This is a genomic window from Nocardia sp. NPDC050408, assembly GCF_044458905.1.
Lineage (GTDB): Bacteria > Actinomycetota > Actinomycetes > Mycobacteriales > Mycobacteriaceae > Nocardia.
Genome location: NZ_JBITIL010000001.1, coordinates 1,052,686 through 1,073,383 on the forward strand (window position 1 = coordinate 1,052,686; position 20,698 = coordinate 1,073,383).

General features: G+C 65.3%; 21 protein-coding genes. 16 read left to right on the forward strand and 5 right to left on the reverse strand.

Annotated elements, in window-relative coordinates; all coding sequences use genetic code 11:
* Window positions 1-73: 73 nt before the first annotated feature.
* The gene (locus ACIBJI_RS04660) at window positions 74-553 is read right to left on the reverse strand and encodes a metallopeptidase family protein (protein WP_330249994.1); all 480 of its coding nucleotides are present in this window, start codon (window positions 551-553) and stop codon (window positions 74-76) included.
* Between the two features lie 151 nt (window positions 554-704).
* Complete coding sequence (locus ACIBJI_RS04665; protein WP_029901515.1) at window positions 705-938, reverse strand: WhiB family transcriptional regulator; 234 nt, start codon at window positions 936-938, stop codon at window positions 705-707.
* A 528-nt stretch (window positions 939-1,466) separates the two neighbouring features.
* On the opposite strand from ACIBJI_RS04665, the gene cofD reads away from it, so the two are divergent.
* From cofD to hpf, 15 genes are all read left to right on the forward strand, one after another.
* Window positions 1,467-2,465: a 2-phospho-L-lactate transferase gene (gene cofD / locus ACIBJI_RS04670; RefSeq protein ID WP_364344001.1), complete on the forward strand. Its 999-nt coding sequence runs from the start codon at window positions 1,467-1,469 to the stop codon at window positions 2,463-2,465.
* Window positions 2,462-3,826: a coenzyme F420-0:L-glutamate ligase gene (locus ACIBJI_RS04675; RefSeq protein WP_364343998.1), complete on the forward strand. Its 1,365-nt coding sequence runs from the start codon at window positions 2,462-2,464 to the stop codon at window positions 3,824-3,826. The genes cofD and ACIBJI_RS04675 overlap by 4 nt, the downstream gene beginning before the upstream one ends.
* Before the next feature lie 76 nt (window positions 3,827-3,902).
* Window positions 3,903-4,418 carry an NUDIX domain-containing protein gene (locus tag ACIBJI_RS04680; RefSeq protein WP_364343995.1) on the forward strand — a complete coding sequence of 172 codons (516 nt, stop codon included), beginning with the start codon at window positions 3,903-3,905 and terminating at the stop codon, window positions 4,416-4,418.
* A 209-nt stretch (window positions 4,419-4,627) separates the two neighbouring features.
* A complete protein-coding gene (locus ACIBJI_RS04685) occupies window positions 4,628-5,866 on the forward strand; it encodes an alkane 1-monooxygenase (RefSeq protein ID WP_364343992.1) in 1,239 nt (412 codons plus the stop codon).
* Between the two features lie 2 nt (window positions 5,867-5,868).
* The gene (locus tag ACIBJI_RS04690; RefSeq protein ID WP_040694908.1) at window positions 5,869-6,042 is read left to right on the forward strand and encodes a rubredoxin; all 174 of its coding nucleotides are present in this window, start codon (window positions 5,869-5,871) and stop codon (window positions 6,040-6,042) included.
* On the forward strand, window positions 6,039-6,221 hold the full coding sequence (locus tag ACIBJI_RS04695; protein WP_364343988.1) for a rubredoxin: 183 nt from the start codon (window positions 6,039-6,041) through the stop codon (window positions 6,219-6,221). Before ACIBJI_RS04690 ends, ACIBJI_RS04695 begins: the two co-directional genes overlap by 4 nt.
* A 39-nt stretch (window positions 6,222-6,260) precedes the next feature.
* Complete coding sequence (locus ACIBJI_RS04700; protein ID WP_396957344.1) at window positions 6,261-6,881, forward strand: TetR/AcrR family transcriptional regulator; 621 nt, start codon at window positions 6,261-6,263, stop codon at window positions 6,879-6,881.
* A 278-nt stretch (window positions 6,882-7,159) separates the two neighbouring features.
* Window positions 7,160-8,230, forward strand: coding sequence for an alkane 1-monooxygenase (locus ACIBJI_RS04705; RefSeq protein WP_364343985.1), 1,071 nt, complete (start codon window positions 7,160-7,162; stop codon window positions 8,228-8,230).
* Between the two features lie 69 nt (window positions 8,231-8,299).
* Window positions 8,300-9,784 carry an adenosylhomocysteinase gene (gene ahcY, locus ACIBJI_RS04710; RefSeq protein ID WP_364343982.1) on the forward strand — a complete coding sequence of 495 codons (1,485 nt, stop codon included), beginning with the start codon at window positions 8,300-8,302 and terminating at the stop codon, window positions 9,782-9,784.
* Between the two features lie 100 nt (window positions 9,785-9,884).
* A complete protein-coding gene (locus tag ACIBJI_RS04715; protein WP_364343979.1) occupies window positions 9,885-10,532 on the forward strand; it encodes a dTMP kinase in 648 nt (215 codons plus the stop codon).
* 78 nt (window positions 10,533-10,610) lie between these two features.
* The gene (gene mtrA / locus ACIBJI_RS04720) at window positions 10,611-11,288 is read left to right on the forward strand and encodes an MtrAB system response regulator MtrA (RefSeq protein ID WP_397083013.1); all 678 of its coding nucleotides are present in this window, start codon (window positions 10,611-10,613) and stop codon (window positions 11,286-11,288) included.
* A 229-nt stretch (window positions 11,289-11,517) separates the two neighbouring features.
* Entirely contained in the window at window positions 11,518-13,398 is a 1,881-nt protein-coding gene (mtrB, locus tag ACIBJI_RS04725) for an MtrAB system histidine kinase MtrB (protein WP_396957343.1), read from the forward strand.
* A gap of 2 nt (window positions 13,399-13,400) precedes the next feature.
* Window positions 13,401-15,218, forward strand: a complete 1,818-nt coding sequence (gene lpqB, locus ACIBJI_RS04730) for an MtrAB system accessory lipoprotein LpqB (RefSeq protein WP_397083015.1) — start codon at window positions 13,401-13,403, stop codon at window positions 15,216-15,218.
* A gap of 74 nt (window positions 15,219-15,292) precedes the next feature.
* Window positions 15,293-15,937 carry a ComF family protein gene (locus tag ACIBJI_RS04735; protein ID WP_397083018.1) on the forward strand — a complete coding sequence of 215 codons (645 nt, stop codon included), beginning with the start codon at window positions 15,293-15,295 and terminating at the stop codon, window positions 15,935-15,937.
* Window positions 15,938-16,200: 263 nt separating this feature from the next.
* Window positions 16,201-16,884, forward strand: coding sequence for a ribosome hibernation-promoting factor, HPF/YfiA family (gene hpf / locus ACIBJI_RS04740; RefSeq protein WP_397083072.1), 684 nt, complete (start codon window positions 16,201-16,203; stop codon window positions 16,882-16,884).
* Between the two features lie 176 nt (window positions 16,885-17,060).
* Here the strand turns inward: hpf and ACIBJI_RS04745 are convergent, their stop codons facing one another.
* The 3 genes from ACIBJI_RS04745 to ACIBJI_RS04755 form a co-directional block, all read right to left on the reverse strand.
* The gene (locus tag ACIBJI_RS04745; RefSeq protein WP_364343970.1) at window positions 17,061-17,606 is read right to left on the reverse strand and encodes a hypothetical protein; all 546 of its coding nucleotides are present in this window, start codon (window positions 17,604-17,606) and stop codon (window positions 17,061-17,063) included.
* A 79-nt stretch (window positions 17,607-17,685) separates the two neighbouring features.
* On the reverse strand, window positions 17,686-18,108 hold the full coding sequence (locus ACIBJI_RS04750; RefSeq protein WP_364343967.1) for a hypothetical protein: 423 nt from the start codon (window positions 18,106-18,108) through the stop codon (window positions 17,686-17,688).
* Window positions 18,109-18,120: 12 nt separating this feature from the next.
* Window positions 18,121-18,825, reverse strand: coding sequence for a helix-turn-helix domain-containing protein (locus ACIBJI_RS04755; protein ID WP_397083020.1), 705 nt, complete (start codon window positions 18,823-18,825; stop codon window positions 18,121-18,123).
* A gap of 417 nt (window positions 18,826-19,242) precedes the next feature.
* On the opposite strand from ACIBJI_RS04755, the gene ACIBJI_RS04760 reads away from it, so the two are divergent.
* Window positions 19,243-20,535 (forward strand): acetyl-CoA C-acyltransferase, encoded by a 1,293-nt coding sequence (locus ACIBJI_RS04760; protein WP_396957081.1) that lies wholly within the window; start codon window positions 19,243-19,245, stop codon window positions 20,533-20,535.
* Window positions 20,536-20,698: the final 163 nt, after the last annotated feature.

Here is a 20,698-nt window from a genome sequence, read left to right on the forward strand (position 1 = left end):
GTTGCGATGTGCTCAGACACGCTAAGGATTCGGCGATTTCGGGCGAGTTCACCCGCCCTCGGCGGTGTGTTCGTCACGCGCCTTCGGGATCGATGAGGTCCGGATCGACGCCGAGATAGGTGGCGATCTGTTGCACGAGCACCTCGCGCAGAAGATCGACCAGATCGTCGGGATCGCCCGCGCGCAGTTCGAGTGGCTTGCGGAACAACACAACTCGGGCGCGGGTGGCCACTCCGTGCCGGTCTACGCCCGCCGGAATGAGTCGGGAAAGCGGCACCGGTCCGTCGGCCACCACCTCATCCGGCCAGGTGACCGAATCCGGGTGCAGCGGACGGATTTTCGGCACATCGTCGACCGCGATATCGAGCTTGGTGAGTCGATCGTGCCACCGGGTGTCCAAGGGCGCGAAGGCCTCCAGGACCAGCCGGTCGAACTGCTGGCCCCTGGTGCGCCATGCCGGCACCGTCGGTGGGAGCATCGGCCCGCGCACTCCGCGCCCACGACGGATCACCGATCGTGCGGTCGGTGGACGACGATTACGTGAACGGGCCATGACTAAAACTTAGGCTAATCCGCCTCCCCCGACCTTCGGCGCCCCATTGGGTACCGCGTTCGCCGCGTCGGCGGCCGAGGGTCGGGTGCGGTCGACTTCTGGGCTTGCCCCCGGAGTTGCCCGAGGCAACTCCGGGGCTTGCCCCAAGTCTCTAGCCGATGCCGCGCTTCAGGCGGCGCCGCTCTCGTTCGGAGAGCCCGCCCCAGATACCGAAGCGTTCATCGTGTGCGAGTGCGTACTCGAGGCACTCGTCGCGTACCTCGCAGCCCATGCAGATCCGTTTGGCCTCACGGGTCGAGCCGCCCTTCTCGGGGAAGAACGCCTCCGGATCGGTCTGTGCGCACAGGGCACGTTCCTGCCACTGCTCTTCGATCGATTCGAACATCTCGTCGAAGCCCGTCACGACCAAGCTGAGCCGGGGTGCTGTCACTCCGTCGGTCATCTCAGGCCCGATCCGGTCCGGTTCGATCCGACCGATGTCTGCGCAGACGCCACGTGCTGCGCCTGCTGTGGAATCGGTTTGCGATACGCCGCCCGGCATGCCCGAAGGGGCCAGCTCATTGGCCATCGCTCCGCCTCCTCACTGTGTGTTAGCGCAGATTGATTCTTTCCGTCGGACCAACACGCACACCGACGGCCGTACCCCGCGACGTTGTCCCGCGGACATCCCCGAGCTTGCCACTCCGATGCGAACACTTGTTCGAAAAACTGTCCGCGCCTTGAACTCTCGCGCGAACCCGAAATGACATGTCTGTGATTAGACACGCCGGACGTGTCGATGGTCAAGCCGCCGTCGCAATTCCGTTACTATCCGCTACCGCTTTCCAGAGCTGATCTTGAACGCGGAATAGCAAATGAGCAGCAAATACGGCGTGAACCGAGGCCGCTCCGACAGCGCATAGGCTGTGTCGATGTGACTCCACAACAAGCGGACACCGCACCCGCAAGTGGGCCCAAGATCGCCGTCCTGGTGGGCGGGGTCGGCGGCGCGCGCTTCCTTCAGGGCGTCCGGGAACTACTGCCCGATGCGGACGTTTCCGCCATCGTCAATGTCGGTGACGACGTCTGGATGCACGGCCTCCGGATCTGCCCCGACCTCGACACCTGCATGTACACCCTCGGCGGTGGGATCGATACCGAACGCGGCTGGGGCCGGGTCGCCGAGACCTGGCACGCCAAGGAAGAACTCGCCAAATACCATGCCCAACCGGATTGGTTCGGTCTGGGGGATCGCGATATCGCCACGCACTTGGTTCGGACCGAAATGTTGCGCGCCGGGTATCCGCTCTCCGCGGTCACCGAGGCATTGTGCAATCGGTGGCAGCCGGGCGTAAAACTCATCCCGGCTACCGATGATCGTTGCGAAACACATGTCGTTGTCAGTGACCCCGACAACCCTGGCGAACGTCGCGCGATCCATTTCCAAGAGTGGTGGGTTCGCTACCGCGCGGACATCCAGACGCACGGATTCGCCACAATTGGGGCCGATGAAGCCAAACCGGCGCCAAATGTGACGCAGATCATAGCCGAGGCCGATGTCGTGCTATTGGCCCCCTCCAACCCCGTGGTGAGCATCGGTGCGATCCTCGCGGTGCCCGGCATTCGCGGCGCACTGCGCACCACCGCGGCCAAGGTGATCGGCATCTCCGGCGTGATCGACGGAAGACCGTTACGCGGCATGGCCGATGAATGCCTCTCGGTGATCGGCGTGGAAACCACCGCCGAGGCGATCGGACGGCACTATGGCGCTCGCTCGGCCACCGGCATCCTGGACGGGTGGCTGATCCACAGCACCGATACCGCGGATGTGCCCGGTGTCGACGTGCGAAGCGTGCCGCTATTGATGACCGATCCGCCGACCACCGCCGAAATGGTGCGGGAGGCGCTCGACCTGGCTGGGGTGAAACCATGACTACACAAGAGCCATTGACGGGTCGGGCCGACCACGCGGCGGGGGAGTTGCGGATCCTGCCGATTACCGGGCTGCCGGAGTTTCGGCCCGGCGACGATCTCGCCGAACACATCGCTGCCGCCGCGCCCTGGTTGGTCGAGGGCGACATCCTGGTCGTCACAAGCAAGATCGTCGCCAAGGTCGAGGGTCGGATTGTCGAGGCGCCGCTGGATCCGGAGGAGCGCGATACCGCGCGCCGCGCGCTGGTGGAACAGGAGGCGGTGCGCGTGCTCGCGCGCAGGGGCCGCACGCTGATCACCGAGAACAAGCTCGGCATCGTGCAGGCCGCTTCCGGGGTGGATGGATCCAATGTCGAGCAGGGTGAACTCGTTCTGCTGCCAGCGGATCCGGACGGGAGCGCGAAGGCGTTGCGCGCCGCGCTGTCCGAGCGGCTCGGGGTGGATGTCGCGGTGGTCATCACCGACACCATGGGCCGCGCTTGGCGCAACGGGCAGACCGATACCGCCATCGGCGCCGCCGGACTGCGGGTGCTGCACGACTATGCGGGCGCCGTCGACGGACAGGGCAATGAACTGCAGGTCACCCAGGTGGCGGTGGCCGACGAATTGGCCGCCGCCGCGGATCTGGTGAAGGGCAAGCTCGGCGGCGTGCCGGTCGCGGTGGTGCGCGGGCTGCCGATCACCGACGACGGCTCCTGCGCCGCGGACCTGCTGCGCGGCGGCACCGATGACCTGTTCTGGCTCGGCACAGCCGAGGCGATCGAGCGGGGCCGCTCCGAGGCACTGCTGCTGCGCCGCTCGATTCGTCAATTCGCCGATACCCCAGTCGATCCCGAACGCATCCGCGCCGCCGTGGCGAAGGCGCTCACCGCGCCCGCGCCGCATCACACTCGCCCGGTGCGCTTCGTCTGGGTGCGTAAACCCGGCATGCGCGCCGAACTGTTGGAAGCCATGGCCGAGAAGTGGCGGGCCGATCTCACCGCGGACGGTCTCGATCCGGAGCGAGTGGAACGCCGAATCGCCCGCGGCCGCATCTTGCACGACGCACCCGAGGTGATCATCCCATTCTGTGTGCCCGACGGTGCACACGACTATCCGGATGAGCGGCGGCGCGGCAACGAACGCACTATGTTCACCGTCGCGGTGGGCGCGGCGGTACAGGGCCTGCTCGTCGCGCTGGCCACCGAGGGCATCGGCAGCTGTTGGATCGGGTCGACCATCTTCGCCCCGGAGATCACCCGCGACGTCCTCGGCCTCGCCGACGACTGGAACCCCTTGGGCGCCATCGCGATCGGCTACCCCCTCGAAGAACTCACCCCCCGTCCCGTCTTCGGGCCGGGCCCCGGCCTGGTCGAGCTGTGAGCGAGTGCCGGCCAGTGAACCGTGAACACAGTGCGCCCGCGCGTACGACGGGGCGCAGCGCCGGCGAGGTGCGGTCATGAGCGCCAGTTCGCTGCACCTCTCGGCAACGCGGTTGCTCGAGGCGTGGAAGCCGACGGGTGTCGATGCCTCGCTGCGCGAGGCCATGCTGGCCTTCCTCGGATCCGCACCGCGCGGGTGTCTGCGCGAGCACGCACCCGGTCACATCACGGCCTCGGCCGTCGTCTTCTCGCATGACGAGCGCGAGGTGCTGCTGACGCTGCATCCGCGGGTCGGCCGTTGGATCCAACTCGGCGGGCACTGCGAGGAGGGTGACCAGACGGTGGCCGACGCCGCGCTGCGCGAGGCGACCGAGGAGTCCGGCATGAACGGCCTGCGCATGGCTACCGAACTCTATGGCGCGCAGGCTCATCCGATCACCTGTTCGCTCGGCGTCCCGACCCGTCACCTCGACCTGCTGTTCCGCATTGTCGCACCGCCGGGTGCGGTCCCGGTCCGCAGTCATGAATCCACCGATCTGCGCTGGTGGCCGATCGACGCACTGCCCGACGACGCCGACGTCCTGCTTCGTTGAATCCGCACAGTTCGATCGCACGTCGTCCGCAATCGACGGGATGGCGCGGCGATCGTCGTATCGGGCGTTCCGCGGCGTCCGATTCGCCGTTTCCGCCAGAGTTTACAAATTCATAAATTTGTCTAGACAGAAGACAAGTTGATCTCTAATGTCCAAGTAAGTGGTACTGCACATCACATGTGATGTGCCGCTTGAATGAGGAGACAACGATGTCCACGGAAACCCATGCGCCAGGCCCCCCGGCCGCGGCGACCGATTGGCGCGACCGCAAGCGATACCTGTGGCTATGGGGGCTGTTCGCGCCAACCGGCCTTTTCACCATCGGCCTTCCATTGGTCTGGGCATTCAACGAATTCGGCTGGCACCGGCTGGCCCAGGTGCCGTTCTGGCTGGGCCCGGTGCTGGTCTACGTGGTGATCCCGCTGGCCGATATCTTCTTCGGCCCGGACGGCGACAATCCGCCCGACGAGGTGATGGAGTACCTGGAGAACGACCGGTACTACCGCTATCTCACCTACCTCTACCTGCCGTTCCAGTATGCGACGCTGGCCATGGGGTGCTATCTGATCACGGCGGACAACCTGAGCTGGCTCGGCATCGACGGTGGGCTGCACATCGTCGACAAGATCGGCCTGGCCATCACCGTCGGCATGATCGGCGGCATCGGCATCAATACCGCGCACGAACTCGGCCACAAGAAGATCGATCTGGAGCGCTGGCTCTCGCGCATCGCCCTGGCCCAGTCCTTCTACGGCCACTTCTACATCGAGCACAACCGCGGCCATCACGTGCGCGTCGCGACACCCGAGGATCCCGCGAGTTCCCGTGTCGGCGAGTCGTTCTGGGCCTTCTGGCCGCGCACGGTATGGGGCAGCTTCGTCTCTTCGTGGCGGCTGGAGAAGACCCGCCTGGATCGGCTCGGCAAGAAGTCGTGGAGTCTGCGCAACGAGGTGCTCAGTGCCTGGCTGATGTCGGTGGCGCTATATGCGGTCTTGCTCGCGGTATTCGGAATCGGCCTGCTGCCGTATCTGATCCTGCAGGCGATCGTCGGCTTCAGCTTGCTGGAGGCGGTCAACTACCTCGAGCACTACGGGCTGGTCCGCCAGCGCACCGCGTCCGGGCGGTACGAGCGGCCCGCGCCCGTGCACAGCTGGAACAGCGACCACATCGTCACCAATATCTTCCTGTACCACCTGCAGCGGCACAGTGATCACCACGCCTACCCGACCCGCCGCTATCAGACGCTGCGCAGTTGGGACGGTGCGCCGAATCTGCCGAGCGGCTACGCGAGCATGATTCTGCTCGCCTACTTCCCGCCGCTGTGGCGGCGCGTGATGGACAAGCGGGTGCTCGCACACTACGGCGGCGATATCACCCGCGCGAATATCCATCCGGCCAAGCGGGACAAGGTGATCGCACGCTACGGTACGGCTGCGTCGGAGGCTTGACCATGAGCAGATTTCGTTGCCCTGTCTGCGATTACGTCTACGACGAGCTGAAAGGCGCACCGCACGAAGGGTTTCCGGCCGGCACGGCGTGGGAAAAGATACCCGACGATTGGTGCTGTCCGGACTGCGGCGTGCGCGAGAAGATCGACTTCGAACCGATGGGGGTTCCCAAATGAGTGAATACAAACTGTTCCAATGCATCCAATGCGGCTTCGAATACGACGAGGCCAAGGGGTGGCCGGAGGACGGAATCGAGCCGGGCACCCGCTGGGATGACATCCCGGACGACTGGACCTGCCCAGACTGCGGGGCCGCCAAGGCCGACTTCTATATGGTCGAGATCCAACGGTCGTGAATTTTGACTGCGGCAACCACCCGTGACAACCTCGCGGGTATGCCGCGCAACGGACCCAGAGTTTCCTATCAGGAGGCGGCGCGGGAACTCCTGCGCACCTCCGTCCTGGATTCGATGCGCGAGCTGCTCACCGAGCGGGACTGGTCCAAGATCACCCTCGGTGATGTGGCCACCCGCGCCGGTGTCAGCAGGCAGACCCTCTACAACGAATTCGGTTCGCGCGCCGGACTTGCGCAGTCCTATGCGCTGCGCCTGGCCGACGATCTGGTCGATCATGTCGGCTCCGCGATCGATGGCAATATCGGCGACGCGCGCGCCGCATTCGAAGAGGGGTTGCGCGACTTCTTCCAGGCGGCCGCAGCCGACCCGCTGGTCCAGTCACTGGTCGCAGGTGAGGTGAAGCTGGATCTATTGCGGCTCATCACCCTTGATGCCGAGCCGTTGGTCGAACATGCGACCGCACGGCTGTCCATCGCGTTCCAGCACAGCTGGGTACAGGCGACGGTCATCGAATCCGATGTGCTGGCACAGGCTCTGGTGCGTATCGCGCTGAGTTACATCCCGACGCCGCCCGCGGAAGGCCGCAATGCGCCCGCCGAATTGAGTGCCGTCTTCAGCCCGTATGTCGAGGCGATTCTGGCCGCGCGCGAACGGCACTGATTCCACCACTGGGAAATTGACTGTTTGCGGTGAGTGTGCCCTGATCATGGCGACATGTGAAGGTACTTGAAAACCGACCGCCACGCATGTAACGGTTGACAACTTTCGGTGCCAAGCTGCTGTGTAACGGACGTAAGGTCTGTATGTATTCTCATGCGTCGGAGTTAGGGAACTTATTTAGCGGGGCAAACGTGCAAACGGCTGGCAAACCGGCGGGGTCGCCCGACCCTAAACGCCATCTGTGGGTTCTCGGCCTGATCGCTCCTGCGATCGCGCTGTTGCCATCGCAGCTGGTCTTGCATACCGGCGCCCCGGTCTTCTGGTGGATCGGGCCGATCATCGTGTTGATCGTCATCCCGGTGCTGGACTGGGTCGTCGGTGTGGACGGCACCAATCCGCGCGACGAGGATTACGAGTTGCTGTCCAACGACCGGTATTACCGGTGGTGCACCTATCTCTTCCTGCCGGTTCAGTTGGTCGGCCTGGTCATCGCCGCCATCATGTGGGCCGGCGACGAGCTTGCCGTGGTCGACAAGCTCGGGCTGGCAATGACTCTCGGGTTCGTCAGCGGTATCGGCATCAACGCGGCGCATGAGCTCGGGCATCGGGTCGAACATCTGGAGCGCTGGTTGGCCAAGATTTCGCTGGCGCAATCCGGATACGGACACTTCTTCGTCGAGCACAACCGGGGCCATCACGCGCGCGTGGCGACACCGGACGATCCCGCCAGTGCCAGGTTGGGCGAGTCACTTTGGGAGTTCTTGCCGCGCAGTATTTCCGGCGGATACCGCTCCGCCATCCGGCTCGAACGCGAGCGCCTTACCCGCAAGGGCAAAGGCTGGTTCACCTTGGGCAACCACATCTTGCAGGCGTGGGCAATGAGCGTGGTGCTGTTCGGCACGCTGATCGCGATCTTCGGCTGGCGCGTGCTGCCGTATCTGGCGCTGCAGGCGGTGATCGGCGTCATGCTGCTGGAGACGGTGAACTACATCGAGCACTACGGACTGCTGCGGGCCCGCCGACCCAATGGCCTGTATGTGCGCTGCTCGCCGCGCGATAGCTGGAACAGCGACCACCTGGTCACCAACATCTTCCTGTTCCATCTACAGCGGCACAGCGATCACCACGCGAATCCGGGGCGGCGGTACCAGACCCTGCGCAGTTCGATGCAGGCGCCACAACTGCCCGCCGGATACCTGTCCATGATCGTGTTCGCGGCCATCCCACCGCTGTGGCGACACATCATGGATCACCGCGTACTGGCCCATTACGGCGGCGACATCACTCTCGCGAATATCCAGCCGCGTAAGCGCCGCCGGATCCTGATGTCCTATGGCGTGACCGCGTAGTCCGTCGGGTGCACTCAGCGGTTAGCCTTGACCCGGTACTGACGAACCAGGAGAGGCTGATAGAGGCAGATGACGACCTCAGAACTTCCCGCACGCACGTCCCTGACCGCCGATGTCCGCAACGGCATCGATTACAAGGTGGCGGACCTGTCGCTGGCCGAATTCGGTCGCAAGGAGATCCGCCTCGCCGAGCACGAGATGCCCGGCCTGATGGCGCTGCGCCGCGAGTACGCGGAGGTGCTGCCGCTGAAGGGTGCGCGCATCTCCGGTTCGCTGCACATGACCATCCAGACCGCGGTGCTGATCGAGACGCTGACCGCGCTGGGCGCCGAGGTCCGCTGGGCCTCCTGCAACATCTTCTCCACCCAGGACCATGCCGCGGCGGCGGTCGTCGTCGGACCGCACGGCACCGTGGACGAGCCCAAGGGCACCCCGGTCTTCGCCTGGAAGGGCGAGACCCTGGAGGAGTACTGGTGGGCCGCCGAACAGATGCTGACCTGGCCGGGCGAGCCGGCCAATATGATCCTCGACGACGGCGGTGACGCCACCATGCTCGTGCTACGCGGCGCGCAGTTCGAAAAGGCCGGCCTGGTGCCGCCGGAGGACGAGGACCACTCGACCGAATACAAGGTCTTCCTGAACCTGCTGCGCGAGCGCTTCGAAACCGATAAGACCAAGTGGGGCAAGATCGCCGCATCGGTGCAGGGCGTCACCGAGGAGACCACCACCGGCGTGCTGCGGCTCTACCAGTTCGCGGCAGCGGGTGAGCTGGTATTCCCGGCGATCAATGTCAACGACTCGGTCACCAAGTCCAAGTTCGACAACAAGTACGGCACTCGCCACTCGCTCATCGACGGAATCAACCGGGGCACCGACGTTTTGATCGGTGGCAAGAAGATACTGATCTGCGGCTACGGAGACGTCGGCAAGGGCTGCGCGGAATCGCTTGCGGGACAGGGCGCCCGGGTGCAGGTCACCGAGATCGATCCGATCAACGCACTGCAGGCGCTGATGGACGGCTACGACGTCGTCACCGTGGAGCAGGCGATCGGTCAGGCCGATATCGTCATCACCTCGACCGGCAACAAGGACATCATCACCCTCGACCACATGAAGGCGATGAAGGACCAGGCCATCCTCGGCAATATCGGTCACTTCGACAACGAGATCGATATGGCGGCGCTGGAGCGTTCCGGCGCAACGAAATTGAATATCAAGCCGCAGGTCGACCTGTGGACGTTCAAGGAGTCCGGCAAGTCCATCATCGTGCTGTCCGAGGGCCGACTGCTGAATCTCGGCAATGCGACCGGACATCCGTCGTTCGTGATGTCGAACAGCTTCTCCAATCAGGTGATCGCGCAGATCGAACTGTGGACCAAGCCCGAGGAGTACGACAACGAGGTCTACCGCCTGCCCAAGCATCTGGACGAGAAGGTCGCGCGCATCCACGTCGAGGCGCTCGGCGGCACGCTGACCAAGCTCACCAAGGATCAGGCCGAGTACATCGGCGTCGACGTCGAGGGCCCGTACAAGCCCGACCACTACCGCTACTGAGCCGCCGCGGATAGCGCTGAAAAGGCCTGTGCCCCGCCGACCGAGCCCGTCGGCGGGGCGCTGTCGCTCTATGTCGTAGCCTGGCGGTAGCCTGCTCGCCATGGGCGTGTTGATTGCGGTCGAGGGCCTCGACGGCGCAGGGAAGCGGACGCTGATCGACAGCGTTGTCGCGAACCTGCGCGCGCGGGGTCTGCGCGCGCAAACACTCGCGTTTCCACGCTATGACCGGTCCATCCACGCCGATCTCGCGGCCGAGGCATTACGTGGCGCCCACGGCGATCTCGCCGATTCGGTACACGGCATGGCGCTGATGTTCGCGCTCGATCGGGCGGCGGCCCGCGATGACCTGTCGAAGTTGTTGGCCGACAACGACATCGTGATCCTGGACCGCTACGTGGCCTCCAATGCCGCGTATTCGGCTGCGCGCCTCCATCAGTCGGCCGACGGCGAAATCGTGCGCTGGGTGGGCGAATTGGAGTTCGATCGGTTCGAGTTGCCGGTGCCGACGCTACAGCTGTTGCTGGATGTGCCTACCGAGGTCGCGGCCGAGCGTGCCCGGCTGCGTGGCGAACTCGACGACAGTCGCGCCCTCGATGCCTACGAGCGCGACGGCGGACTACAGTGGCGCACCGGCGAGGTGTACCGTGAGCTGGCCGAACGGGACTGGTACGGGCCGTGGTCGAGATACCGATCCGGTGACGATCCCGCGACGCTCACTACTCGTTTGGTCGAAATTGTTGCCGGATAAGGTTGGATGTGCGGCGGGATTGCACCAGTGTTGGCGTGGCGGCCCGTTCCGAGCGCGAGAGATGACAACATAGTACTTATGAAGCCGAAGATTCTGGTCGTCGACGACGATATGGCACTCGCTGAGATGCTGACGATCGTCTTGCGCGGGGAAGGGTTCGACCCGCATGTGGTCGGCGACGGCACGCAGGCGCTGGCGGCGGTTCGGGAGATTCGTCCCGATCTGGTGCTGCTCGACCTGATGCTGCCGGGCATGAACGGTATCGACGTATGCCGGGTGCTGCGGGCCGATTCCGGAGTTCCGATCGTGATGCTCACGGCGAAGACCGATACGGTCGACGTCGTGCTCGGTCTGGAGTCCGGTGCCGACGATTACATCGTCAAGCCCTTCAAGCCGAAGGAACTCGTCGCCCGCGTGCGTGCCCGCCTGCGGCGCACCGAGGAAGAGCCCGCCGAGCTGCTCTCCATCGCCGATATCGTCATCGATGTGCCCGCGCACAAGGTGACCCGCGGCGGTGCGCAGATCTCGCTGACACTGCTGGAGTTCGATCTGCTCGTCGCGCTGGCCCGCAAACCGCGCCAGGTCTTCACCCGTGAAGTACTGCTCGAGCAGGTCTGGGGCTACCGGCACGCGGCCGACACTCGTCTGGTGAACGTGCACGTGCAGCGGTTGCGCGCGAAGGTCGAGAAGGATCCCGAGAATCCGGAGATCGTGCTGACCGTCCGCGGTGTGGGGTACAAGGCCGGACCACCGTGAGCGAGCGTAGCGAGCGAACCATAGGCACGGCCGAGTCGCTCGGTCATGTCGGAGCCGAGCGCCAGCGAGGCGTAGGCATGAGCGAGCGCAGCGAGCGAACCATAGGCACAGCGTTCGCGAGAACGGCGCAGCCGAGCGCCAGCGAGGCGAAGCCGTGATCGGTGGCGATGCGGATCGTTCGACCGCCTCGCCCGGACTGGTGCAGCGTCTCGAACAATCCCTCGCGCCGGTGGTCGCTTGGCTCAAGGAGGTCGGCAGCGCCCTCGGTCATGTTTGGCGGCGTTCGCTGCAGTTGCGCGTCATCGTGTCCACGCTCACCCTGTCGCTGATCGTCATCACGATCCTCGGTGTGGTGCTGACCAGTCAGATCACCGATCGATTGATCGACGCGAAGATCAACGGCGCGGTCGAGGAGATGGATCGCGCCCGCAATACGGTGGAGAGCCAGCTGGCCGGTGTGCACGATATCGGCACCCAGCAGCAGCGCCTGATCGATGCCCGCAATGCGCTGTCCAACCGCGGCGGTACCGGTCAATCCACTGGTGTCGCAGGCAGTTTCGATTCCGCGTTGAGCATTGTCGGCAGTACCCCACAGCAGCCGATCTCGACCGGGCCGATCCAGGAGGTGCCCGAGGAACTGCGCCGCTTCGTCGCGCGCAACCAGGTCAGCTACCAGTTCGCCACGGTCGCGGATCCGGACGGCTACCACGGCAGGGCGCTGATCATCGGCAGCCCGAGCGCGGAGATCCCGACACTGCAGATCTACCTGATCTTCCCGCTGACCAATGAGGAGCGCAGCCTGTCGCTGATGCGCGGCACCATGTTGATCGGCGGCGTCGTACTGCTGGTGCTATTGGCCGCGATCACCGCACTGGTCACCCGGCAGGTGGTGCTGCCGATTCGGTCGGCCGCGCGGATCGCGGGACGCTTCGCCGACGGCAGGCTCAAGGAACGCATGCTGGTGCGCGGTGAGGACGATATGGCGCGGCTGGCCCAGGCCTTCAACGAAATGGCCGAAAGTCTGTCCAACCAGATCAACGAGCTTGCGGAGTTCGGAAATCTGCAGCGCCGCTTCACCTCCGATGTCAGCCACGAGCTGCGCACCCCGCTGACCACCGTCCGCATGGCCGCGGATCTCATCCACGGCAGCAGCGACGATCTCGATCCTGCGCTGGCCCGCAGCTCGGAATTGTTGGTGACCGAACTCGACCGCTTCGAGGGTCTGCTCAACGATCTGCTCGAGATCAGCCGCCACGACGCCGGTGTGGCCGAACTTCAGGTCGAATCGCTAGACGTGCGGATGTGCGCGCGGGCGGCGATCTCCACCGTGCGGCATCTTGCCAAGGAATCCGGTGTCGAGGTGGTCATCGATATGCCGGATGAGCCGCTGGTCGCCGAGGTCGATCCGCGACGGGTGGAGCGGGTGCTGCGCAATCTGCTGGCCAATGCGATCGACCACAGCGAGGGCAAGCCGGTGCTGATCCGGATGCGCGGCGATGTCGAGGCCAATGCGGTCGCGGTAATCGTGCGCGACCAGGGTGTCGGCCTGCGGCCCGGTGAGGAGAAGTTGGTCTTCAACCGGTTCTGGCGCTCGGATCCGTCGCGGATGCGGCGTTCCGGCGGCACCGGACTCGGTCTGTCGATCAGTGTCGAGGACGCCAATCTGCATGAGGGCAAACTCGAGGCCTGGGGCGAGATCGGTATCGGCGCGAGCTTCCGGCTCACCCTGCCGCTGGTGCGCGGCAAGAAGATGGGCGCGAGCCCGATGCCGCTGGAACCGGTGTTGCGCAAGGCATTGCCGGCGCCGCGGGTCGATCCGCAACCGCCCGAGGATCCGAGCACCGATGAGGCGACCGAAGCGACAGTCACGGACCTGTCGATGATCCGCGTCGAGACCAACGGTGGCGAATCGGCCCCGAGTGAAACCGATGCGGTCGCGGAGGATTCGACGGACACCGACGCGGCGGATGCGAACGACTCGAACGGCGTCGGTCCGATCGGATCCGTGCCGACCAATGGCACCGGAGCGGAGGCCGAGCAAACCGAATCCACCGAGCCGAAGCAGACCGGGCACAGCGTGCCGGGTGACGGCGGGGACGTACAGTCATGAGGATGCGTAGCTCGTATCCGAGGCGCAAAACGCTACGGCTGTCCGCACTGGGCGCAGCCGCCGTGGCCGCGCTGTTGGTACTCACCGGATGCGCGAGCCTGCCGGAATCTTCCGCACCGCAGGCGCTCGGCACCATCAACCGCCAGCCCACCTCCGAGGGCCCGCCGGCGCCCATCGGCGGTCGCGATCCGGACCTGCTACTGCGCGATTTCCTGCAGGCCACCGCCGATCCGACCAACCGACATCTGGCCGCACGCCAGTACATGACGCCGTCGGCGTCGTCGCAGTGGGACGACGCGGCGGGCACCCTGATCGTCGACAAGGCCGATACCCTGCGCGAATCGCGCTCGGGCGATAAGGCGACCTATGTGATCCGGGCGCACAAGGTCGGCGAACTGGCCGCCGACGGCGCCTATCGGGCCATCGACGCGCCCCTGGAAAACAAGATCGAAATGAGCAAGGTCGGCGGCGAATGGCGCATCGACGAGCTGCCCGACGGCGTGGTGATGGAGCAGACCGCCTTCGCCAAATCCTACCGCCGCTACATCCTGTACTTCGTCGACCCGACCGGTACCAGCGTCGTCCCGGATCTGCGCTGGATTTCGGTGGCCAAGAACCAGCTGGCCCAGCGCCTGCTCGGCCTGCTTGCCGAGGGCACCCAGCCCGCACTCGCCCCGGTCGTGCGCAATGAATTCGCACCACCGGTGACTCTGCGCGGCCCGATAACCAAACCGAACAACGATGACAACGATGTCGGCGTCGGGCTCGGCGGGGTGCGCATCGACTTCGCAGGTGCTTCGGGATTGTCTCCGCGCGATAAGGAGTTGCTGGCCGGACAGGTGGTGCTCACGCTCGCGAGCGCGGAAATCCTCGGCCCGTACATGCTGCTCGCCGACGGCAAACCGTTCGACGATCGCTTCGCCGCCAACGGCTGGTCGGTCGCCGATGTCGAACAGCTGAGCCCAGCTGTCTACGCGCGCAACCAGATCGGGCTACACGCGCTGCGCAACGGCTCGCTGGTGCAGGTCACCGACAGCGGAATGATCACCCCGCCCGGCTACTTCGGCGCGGTGAACAATCTGCAGTCGGTCGCGCTCTCCCCCGACGGCCAGTTGGTCGCCGCGGTCGCCGATGCCGGACGGCCGCCACCGGAGCCGCCGCGCACTCTGATGGTCGGCAGCTACGGCGGCAACGCCTTCCCGGTCGCCGCGGGTTCCACCATCAGCCGGCCGTCCTGGAATGCCGACGGAACCGCCGCCTGGGCTGTGATCGATGGTGAGCGGGTCATCCGCGCGGTCAACGATCGCGCCACCGGAAATGTCTCGGTGCAGGATGTGGACATCTCGGCACTGATGGCCTCGGCGCAGGGATCGGCGCTGCGGCTGCCGATTACCGAGTTGCGGGTATCGCGCACAGGCGTGCGTGCGGCGCTCATCGCCGACGGCAAGGTCTATGTGGCGGTGGTCGAACGACGCCCGGACGGCAAGTACGCCCTCACCTCGCCGCTGCAACTAGCGCTCACCCTCAGCACGCGAGCGGTGTCTTTGAGTTGGCTCACCGCGGATGCGATCGTCATCGCGAGGGAGGGCAATGTCGATCCGCTGACGACTGTTGCGATCGACGGATCGCAGCCGACCCCGCAGATCAGCCAGAATCTGACCGCGCCGGTTCGGGTGGTCAGTGCCTCTCCGGAAGCCGAGTACGTGGGAGATTCGCGCGCGGTGCTCCAACTCCAGTACAGCGATCAGACCTCCGACCGCTTCTGGCGGGAGGTGCCCGGCCTCAACGGCGACAACTCGGTCCCGGTGCTCCCTGGCTGATCGTCGGGCGCCGAAACGAGTACCGCGACACCGTTATTCGCGAATCTGTCGGTGGGCGGGCGCAGACTCGGGCGATGCGAACCCTGTTGGATCTGATTCTGGCCGCCGCCTGTGCCGGATGCGGTGTGATGGGGGTGGGCTGGTGTGCGGACTGTGCGGCCACTCTGGCCGGGCCGCCGACGCGGGTGCGGCCGCGCACCGATCCGGGTGTGCCGTGCTGGGCGCTCGGGACGTACGCGGGTCCGGCGCGGCGGGCGGTGCTCGCGGCGAAGGAGCACGGGCGTCGCGATCTGGCAGAGCCGCTGGGGCTGGCGCTTGCCGACGGTCTGGCACGGTTGCGCGATGACCAGCGGCCGCTGATATTGATCCCGGCACCGAGTCGACGGGCGGCCGCACGTCGCCGCGGCGGGGATCCGGTGGTGCGCACGAGCCGGGCGGCGGTGCGGTGGCTGCCCGATAGCCGGGTGATACCGATGTTGCGTGTGTGGTGGGGTGTGCGCGATTCGGTGGGCTTGACAGTCGGTGAGCGGCAACACAATCTGCGCGGTCGGATCGTGGCTCGACCCGGTGCCGGAGCCGGCTCGGAGATCGCGGCGAATGCCGAGTTCGTACTGGTCGACGATGTGCTCACGACCGGCGCTACCGCTCGCGAATCAGTACGCGTTCTCGACCGGATCGGGGTGCCGGTACGTGCCGTGTTGGTGACGTGTTCGGCTTGACTCCGGGAAATTTGCGTGAACAGTGGCGGACCGCCCGTTGACGTACTAGCGTCGCGATCACACACCCGAACCGGGAGTTTGGAGGTGGCGCCTCGGACATCATGTGCCGAGAGATTGTCTATCGGCACGGCTCATCCCGCCGCACGCACGCTGGTTTGTGCGGCCATATCCGGGAGGTACGCGTGACGACTTCTTCACGACCTTCAGTGAAAGACGCCCTCACTGTGAAAGAAACACAGGCCCCGGTGCTCGATGACAGCACCCTGGATGCGACAGAGCAATCCACAGCGGACCGACCTCGCGCGCCGCGCGGCGATGTCGTGGTGAAAGGCCGCAATGTGGAGGTTCCCGATCATTTCCGAATTTACGTCGCGGAGAAACTCTCCCGTGTCGAACGCTTCGATCCGTCGATATTCATCTTCGATGTGGAGTTGTTCCACGAACGCAATCGTCGTCAGCGCAAGGCCTGCCAACGCGTCGAGATCACCGCACGCGGCAAGGGCCCGGTCGTCCGGGCGGAAGCATGTGCGGACAGCTTCTACGCTGCCCTCGAATCGGTGACCGCGAAGCTGGAGAGCCGACTGCGTCGAACCAAGGATCGCCGCCGCGTCCACTATGGGGACAAGACCCCGGTCTCGGTGGCCGAGGCGACCGCCGATCTGATCGATGAATCACTGTTCGCGCAGGCGGAGGGCGCCACCGCACACGAGCATCCCGAGGCCGAACGGACCCGGCCCGAAACGGAGTCACCGGATTACGCGGCCGGCCCTGGCCATATCGTCCGAACCAAAGTCCATTCCGCGACCCCTATGTCGGTCGACGACGCCCTCTACCAGATGGAGCTCGTCGGGCACGACTTCTTCCTCTTCCAAGACAAAGAGACCGACCGACCGTCTGTTGTCTACCGTCGCCACGCATTCGACTATGGACTGATCAGGCTCGCATAGTCATTCGCCACACTTGTTCTCCGGGTATTCAGCCCATGAGTTGGGTGCCCGGAGAGTCGCGCTGTCTGCCTGCTCGGCGTCACGACAGATTTCGCAAGCACATGGGTAACTGATCGGGTACGTCCAAACCTCGGCCAAGCTTCGATCGCCGGTCCGCGACGTTGGTGTCGTGGCACTCAATCTCCGGCGTGAGGTCCGGGGAGGCGGGGGAGCCGTTCGCGGAAAAAGGTTCTGTGCAGCAAGGAATCTCGGCGTCGCGGGCGCATGGCCTGCAGCATGACCAGGTCGGCGAAGGTTTCGGCATCGCGTTCGCGGGCGGTTGTGTAATCGCTGCGCCCGAGCACATAGGCGATTGACTCCGGGGAGATCGAGGGGAGCAGTTCCGCGAGGGCCGACATCGGTTGTGGCGCGGGCGGTTCGGTCGCCGATTCCGGTCCGTGGCCGAGCAGCATATGACCCAGCTCATGGACGATGATGTGCTCGGCATGCCATTCGGTGGTATCGGCGCCGTAGACGATGATGTCGCTGTCGCGCTTGGCAATCCACAGACCGCTGCCGGTACCGCAGCCGGTGCCCGCGAGTAGTGCGGTATCGACCGGTTGCAGGGTGATGGTGCGACCGCGATGATCGGCAATGGCATCGAGGTATGCCGTCAGATTCCACGGGGACGGTATCGGTACGTCCCGGGAAACTTCCCGGAACCGGTTCTCCATACCGGGCATTCGTCGGCAATCTCCTACAGCGCTGCGGTCCCGCCCCATGCAACCGACGATGCTACCGAGTCTTCGGAAACTGCCCGGTCTATGGTCGCTCGACCGGTTGATCCGAGCGATGGATGAGCGCGGTCAGCGTGGCGAGATCGACATCGGATCCGCGCAGCGCGATGCTGGCGACATTCGCATCGCGCATGGTGGCCAGCAATTCGAGTTCCCGATCGATCGCGGCCGCGGCCGCGCCCGTTGTGGTCAGGTAGTCGGCGCTCACGCCGAAGCACTGCGCGATGGCGGTGAGTAGTTCGGATCCGACCGGCGCGGAATCGAATTCGCCGCGCCGCAGCCGGTCGAGTTGGTCCTGCGGGATGGTGCGGCCCAATTGCGCGCCGATCTGTTCGGCCACCGCGGCCGTCGTACGCTCGGGCTGCGACCGTGGGTGCACGGTCGCGAATAGTCGATTCACCTTGTGGCTGAGCGTCAGTCGCGCTCGGCTCGTCGCATCGTCGGTCATCTGTACTGCCCTCTACTGCTTGCCGTTTCGAATCGATGCCGCACCGGGATTGACCGCCAGCCAGCGTGCGCGGAAGCGGCCCTCGGTGCCGGCGTCCACATCCTCCGCGCGTCCGGCCAGCCAGCGACGATAGCGGCGTTCCTCCAGGTCGGCGGGATCGCTGGACTCGGCGGGCACGTCGAGTAGATGGGAGAACGCCATCGCGACCAACGGGTGCAGGGTTTTGCCGGGTCCGCCGTTGCGTTCCAACATCGCGGTGGCATAGCGGGCGGACAGCCGCGAGACGACCCCGTTGAGATCCGAAATGGCCGACACCAGATGGGGTTCGGTGGTCCGACCGCGCTCGACCGCATCGTTGAGCCGACCGGCGGCGGCGAGCAGTCCGGTCAGGTCGGACAGTTCGAAGCGGATCGAATCGGGTCCGGAGACGATCGACTCGTCGGTGTTCGGGGTGTGCGTGGCGACCTCATGCGGGGTCGGATCGCCGCCCGCATAGGTGCGTGCCGCACTCCCGGGCAGCCAGCGCAATGGGGCGTCGAGCTTGTTCAGGGTGTGCGTGCTGATGGTCGCATCGCCGTCTTCGATCTTGCGGATCGTCGGCGCGGAGGGCCCTCCCAGATCGCCGATCTGCATCTGGGTGAGGCCGAGTTCGTCCCGGCGTTCCTTGATGATTCGGCCGAAGCGCTTATGTCGCGACAGCTCCGAAGGGCTTTGCATAGTGAGCCTCATGGTAGAGCTCTTTTGGGAGAAAAGACAACTTCATAGAAAAAGTTTGAAAAACTGATGGAAAGATTGCTACTGTTCCTACGCGCCGAGTGGTGTCGACGTCGACCTTGCGGGTTCCGAGACGAGCAGGGGCGTTCGCCGGGACGGGCGCCGCTCATCCGCCTCCGCGGGCCTTTGTCGGCCGTGGGTGCCCCGACAGTGTCGTCGCGGGCTGGCGGTTGAGTGCCGGGCTGCTTTTGGGCCCGATGGAGTTACCCATGTGCTTGCGAAAGTGGGCGCAGCGGGTCTGTGGAGAACGCCCGGCTCAGCGGCGATGGAGGGGATCGCTGAGCCGGGTACTCTCGGGTCTGGACCTGGAACTTACTTCCAAGTAAGTTTGTGGGGTAGATCTCTCGAGGAGGAGACCCCGTGGCTACCAGTGCTGCTCGCCGTGCCGTCATCGTTTCCGGAGCGCGGACGCCGTTCGTCAAGGCGTTCGGCGATTACACGCGAATGGATTCGATCGCGCTGGCCGATGCCGCGGTGCGTGGATTGTTGGAGCGGACCGGGCTGCCCGGTGCCCAGGTGCAGGCGATCGTGTGGGGTGGCGTAATTCTGCCGAGTGCCGCGCCGAATATCGCGCGTGAAATCGCCTTGGATCTCGGTCTCGACCCTGGGTGTGAGGGCTACACAGTGACGCGGGCCTGTGCCTCCGGACTCCAGGCGATCACATCGGCGGTGGCGGCCATCGAGCGCGGCGAATACGACATCATGATCGCCGGTGGCAGCGATTCGACCAGCAATGCCGAGGTGAAGTTGCCGCAGAAGCTGGTGCATGCCGGTGCGCCGCTGGCACTGGGCAAACCGAAGCCGAAGGACTATCTCGCGGCGGCACGTCAGCTCGCGCCGTTCACCGATCTGCTGCCGAGCCGACCGAAAATCGCCGAACGCACCACGGGCGAGGTGATGGGGGAGTCGGCCGAGAAAATGGCCCGCATCCACGGCATCAGCCGCGCGGATCAGGACGAATTCGCGGCGCGCTCACACCACCGGGCCGCCGCGGCCATCGATTCGGGCCGCTTCGACGACGAGGTGCTGCGGGTGCGCACCCCCGAAGGTGCGGATGTCACGCGCGACGGACTGGTGCGCGCGAATACCAGCGTCGAGAAGTTGGCGAAGTTGAAGCCGGTCTTCGCCCGCGACGGCAGCGTGACCGCGGGCAATGCCAGCCCGCTCACCGACGGTGCGTCCGCGGTATTGCTGATGAGCGAGGAGCGGGCGCACGCCCTCGGCTACCGTCCGCTGGCCGCCTTCCGCTCCTGGAGCTACGTCAGCGTCGACCCCACCGATCAGGTGCTGATCGGCCCGGCCATCTCTATGCCGCGCGCCCTCGACAAGGCCGGAATGTCGCTCGGCGATATCGATTTGGTCGATATCCACGAGGCATTCGCGGCCCAGACGCTGTCCGTACTCGCCGCGCTGAACAGCGACGAATGGGCCAAGACCCGCCTCGATCGCGATACTGCGGTCGGCGAGGTCGATGTCGACAAGCTCAATGTGCACGGCGGTTCGGTTTCGCTCGGGCATCCATTCGGCGCGACCGGCGCACGCATGGTCACCACAATGGCCAACGAGTTGGCCCGCACCGGAAAGAACGCCGCCCTGCTCGGCATCTGCGCCGCTGGCGGAATCGGCGCCTCGGCAGTACTGGAACGCGTCTGACAGCCCCGAGCATCCTTCCCATAGATTCGACCGTGCAAGGGCCAAGACTATTGCGGCAGTGGGCTTCTCTGAGCGTGCTGCGGTGGGTCCTGTTGTCTTGCCCTCGGGTCTGCCGCCCCTGGGGTGTTAGCTGTCCCGCGGTTTTGTAGTCGCAGTGCTGGGC

What these genes read in the sequence shown, in the direction of transcription:
- mtrA (WP_397083013.1), top strand. Translation starts at nt 10,611, where the DNA reads ATGAAGCCGAAGATTCTGGTCGTCGACGACGATATGGCACTCGCTGAG.
- ACIBJI_RS04685 (WP_364343992.1), top strand. Translation starts at nt 4,628, where the DNA reads ATGTCCACGGAAACCCATGCGCCAGGCCCCCCGGCCGCGGCGACCGAT.
- ACIBJI_RS04715 (WP_364343979.1), top strand. Translation starts at nt 9,885, where the DNA reads ATGGGCGTGTTGATTGCGGTCGAGGGCCTCGACGGCGCAGGGAAGCGG.
- ACIBJI_RS04665 (WP_029901515.1), bottom strand. Translation starts at nt 938, where the DNA reads ATGTTCGAATCGATCGAAGAGCAGTGGCAGGAACGTGCCCTGTGCGCA.
- ACIBJI_RS04700 (WP_396957344.1), top strand. Translation starts at nt 6,261, where the DNA reads ATGCCGCGCAACGGACCCAGAGTTTCCTATCAGGAGGCGGCGCGGGAA.
- ACIBJI_RS04745 (WP_364343970.1), bottom strand. Translation starts at nt 17,606, where the DNA reads ATGCCCGGTATGGAGAACCGGTTCCGGGAAGTTTCCCGGGACGTACCG.
- ACIBJI_RS04735 (WP_397083018.1), top strand. Translation starts at nt 15,293, where the DNA reads ATGCGAACCCTGTTGGATCTGATTCTGGCCGCCGCCTGTGCCGGATGC.
- ahcY (WP_364343982.1), top strand. Translation starts at nt 8,300, where the DNA reads ATGACGACCTCAGAACTTCCCGCACGCACGTCCCTGACCGCCGATGTC.
- ACIBJI_RS04680 (WP_364343995.1), top strand. Translation starts at nt 3,903, where the DNA reads ATGAGCGCCAGTTCGCTGCACCTCTCGGCAACGCGGTTGCTCGAGGCG.
- ACIBJI_RS04695 (WP_364343988.1), top strand. Translation starts at nt 6,039, where the DNA reads ATGAGTGAATACAAACTGTTCCAATGCATCCAATGCGGCTTCGAATAC.
- ACIBJI_RS04690 (WP_040694908.1), top strand. Translation starts at nt 5,869, where the DNA reads ATGAGCAGATTTCGTTGCCCTGTCTGCGATTACGTCTACGACGAGCTG.
- ACIBJI_RS04750 (WP_364343967.1), bottom strand. Translation starts at nt 18,108, where the DNA reads ATGACCGACGATGCGACGAGCCGAGCGCGACTGACGCTCAGCCACAAG.
- ACIBJI_RS04755 (WP_397083020.1), bottom strand. Translation starts at nt 18,825, where the DNA reads ATGCAAAGCCCTTCGGAGCTGTCGCGACATAAGCGCTTCGGCCGAATC.
- lpqB (WP_397083015.1), top strand. Translation starts at nt 13,401, where the DNA reads ATGCGTAGCTCGTATCCGAGGCGCAAAACGCTACGGCTGTCCGCACTG.
- ACIBJI_RS04660 (WP_330249994.1), bottom strand. Translation starts at nt 553, where the DNA reads ATGGCCCGTTCACGTAATCGTCGTCCACCGACCGCACGATCGGTGATC.
- ACIBJI_RS04675 (WP_364343998.1), top strand. Translation starts at nt 2,462, where the DNA reads ATGACTACACAAGAGCCATTGACGGGTCGGGCCGACCACGCGGCGGGG.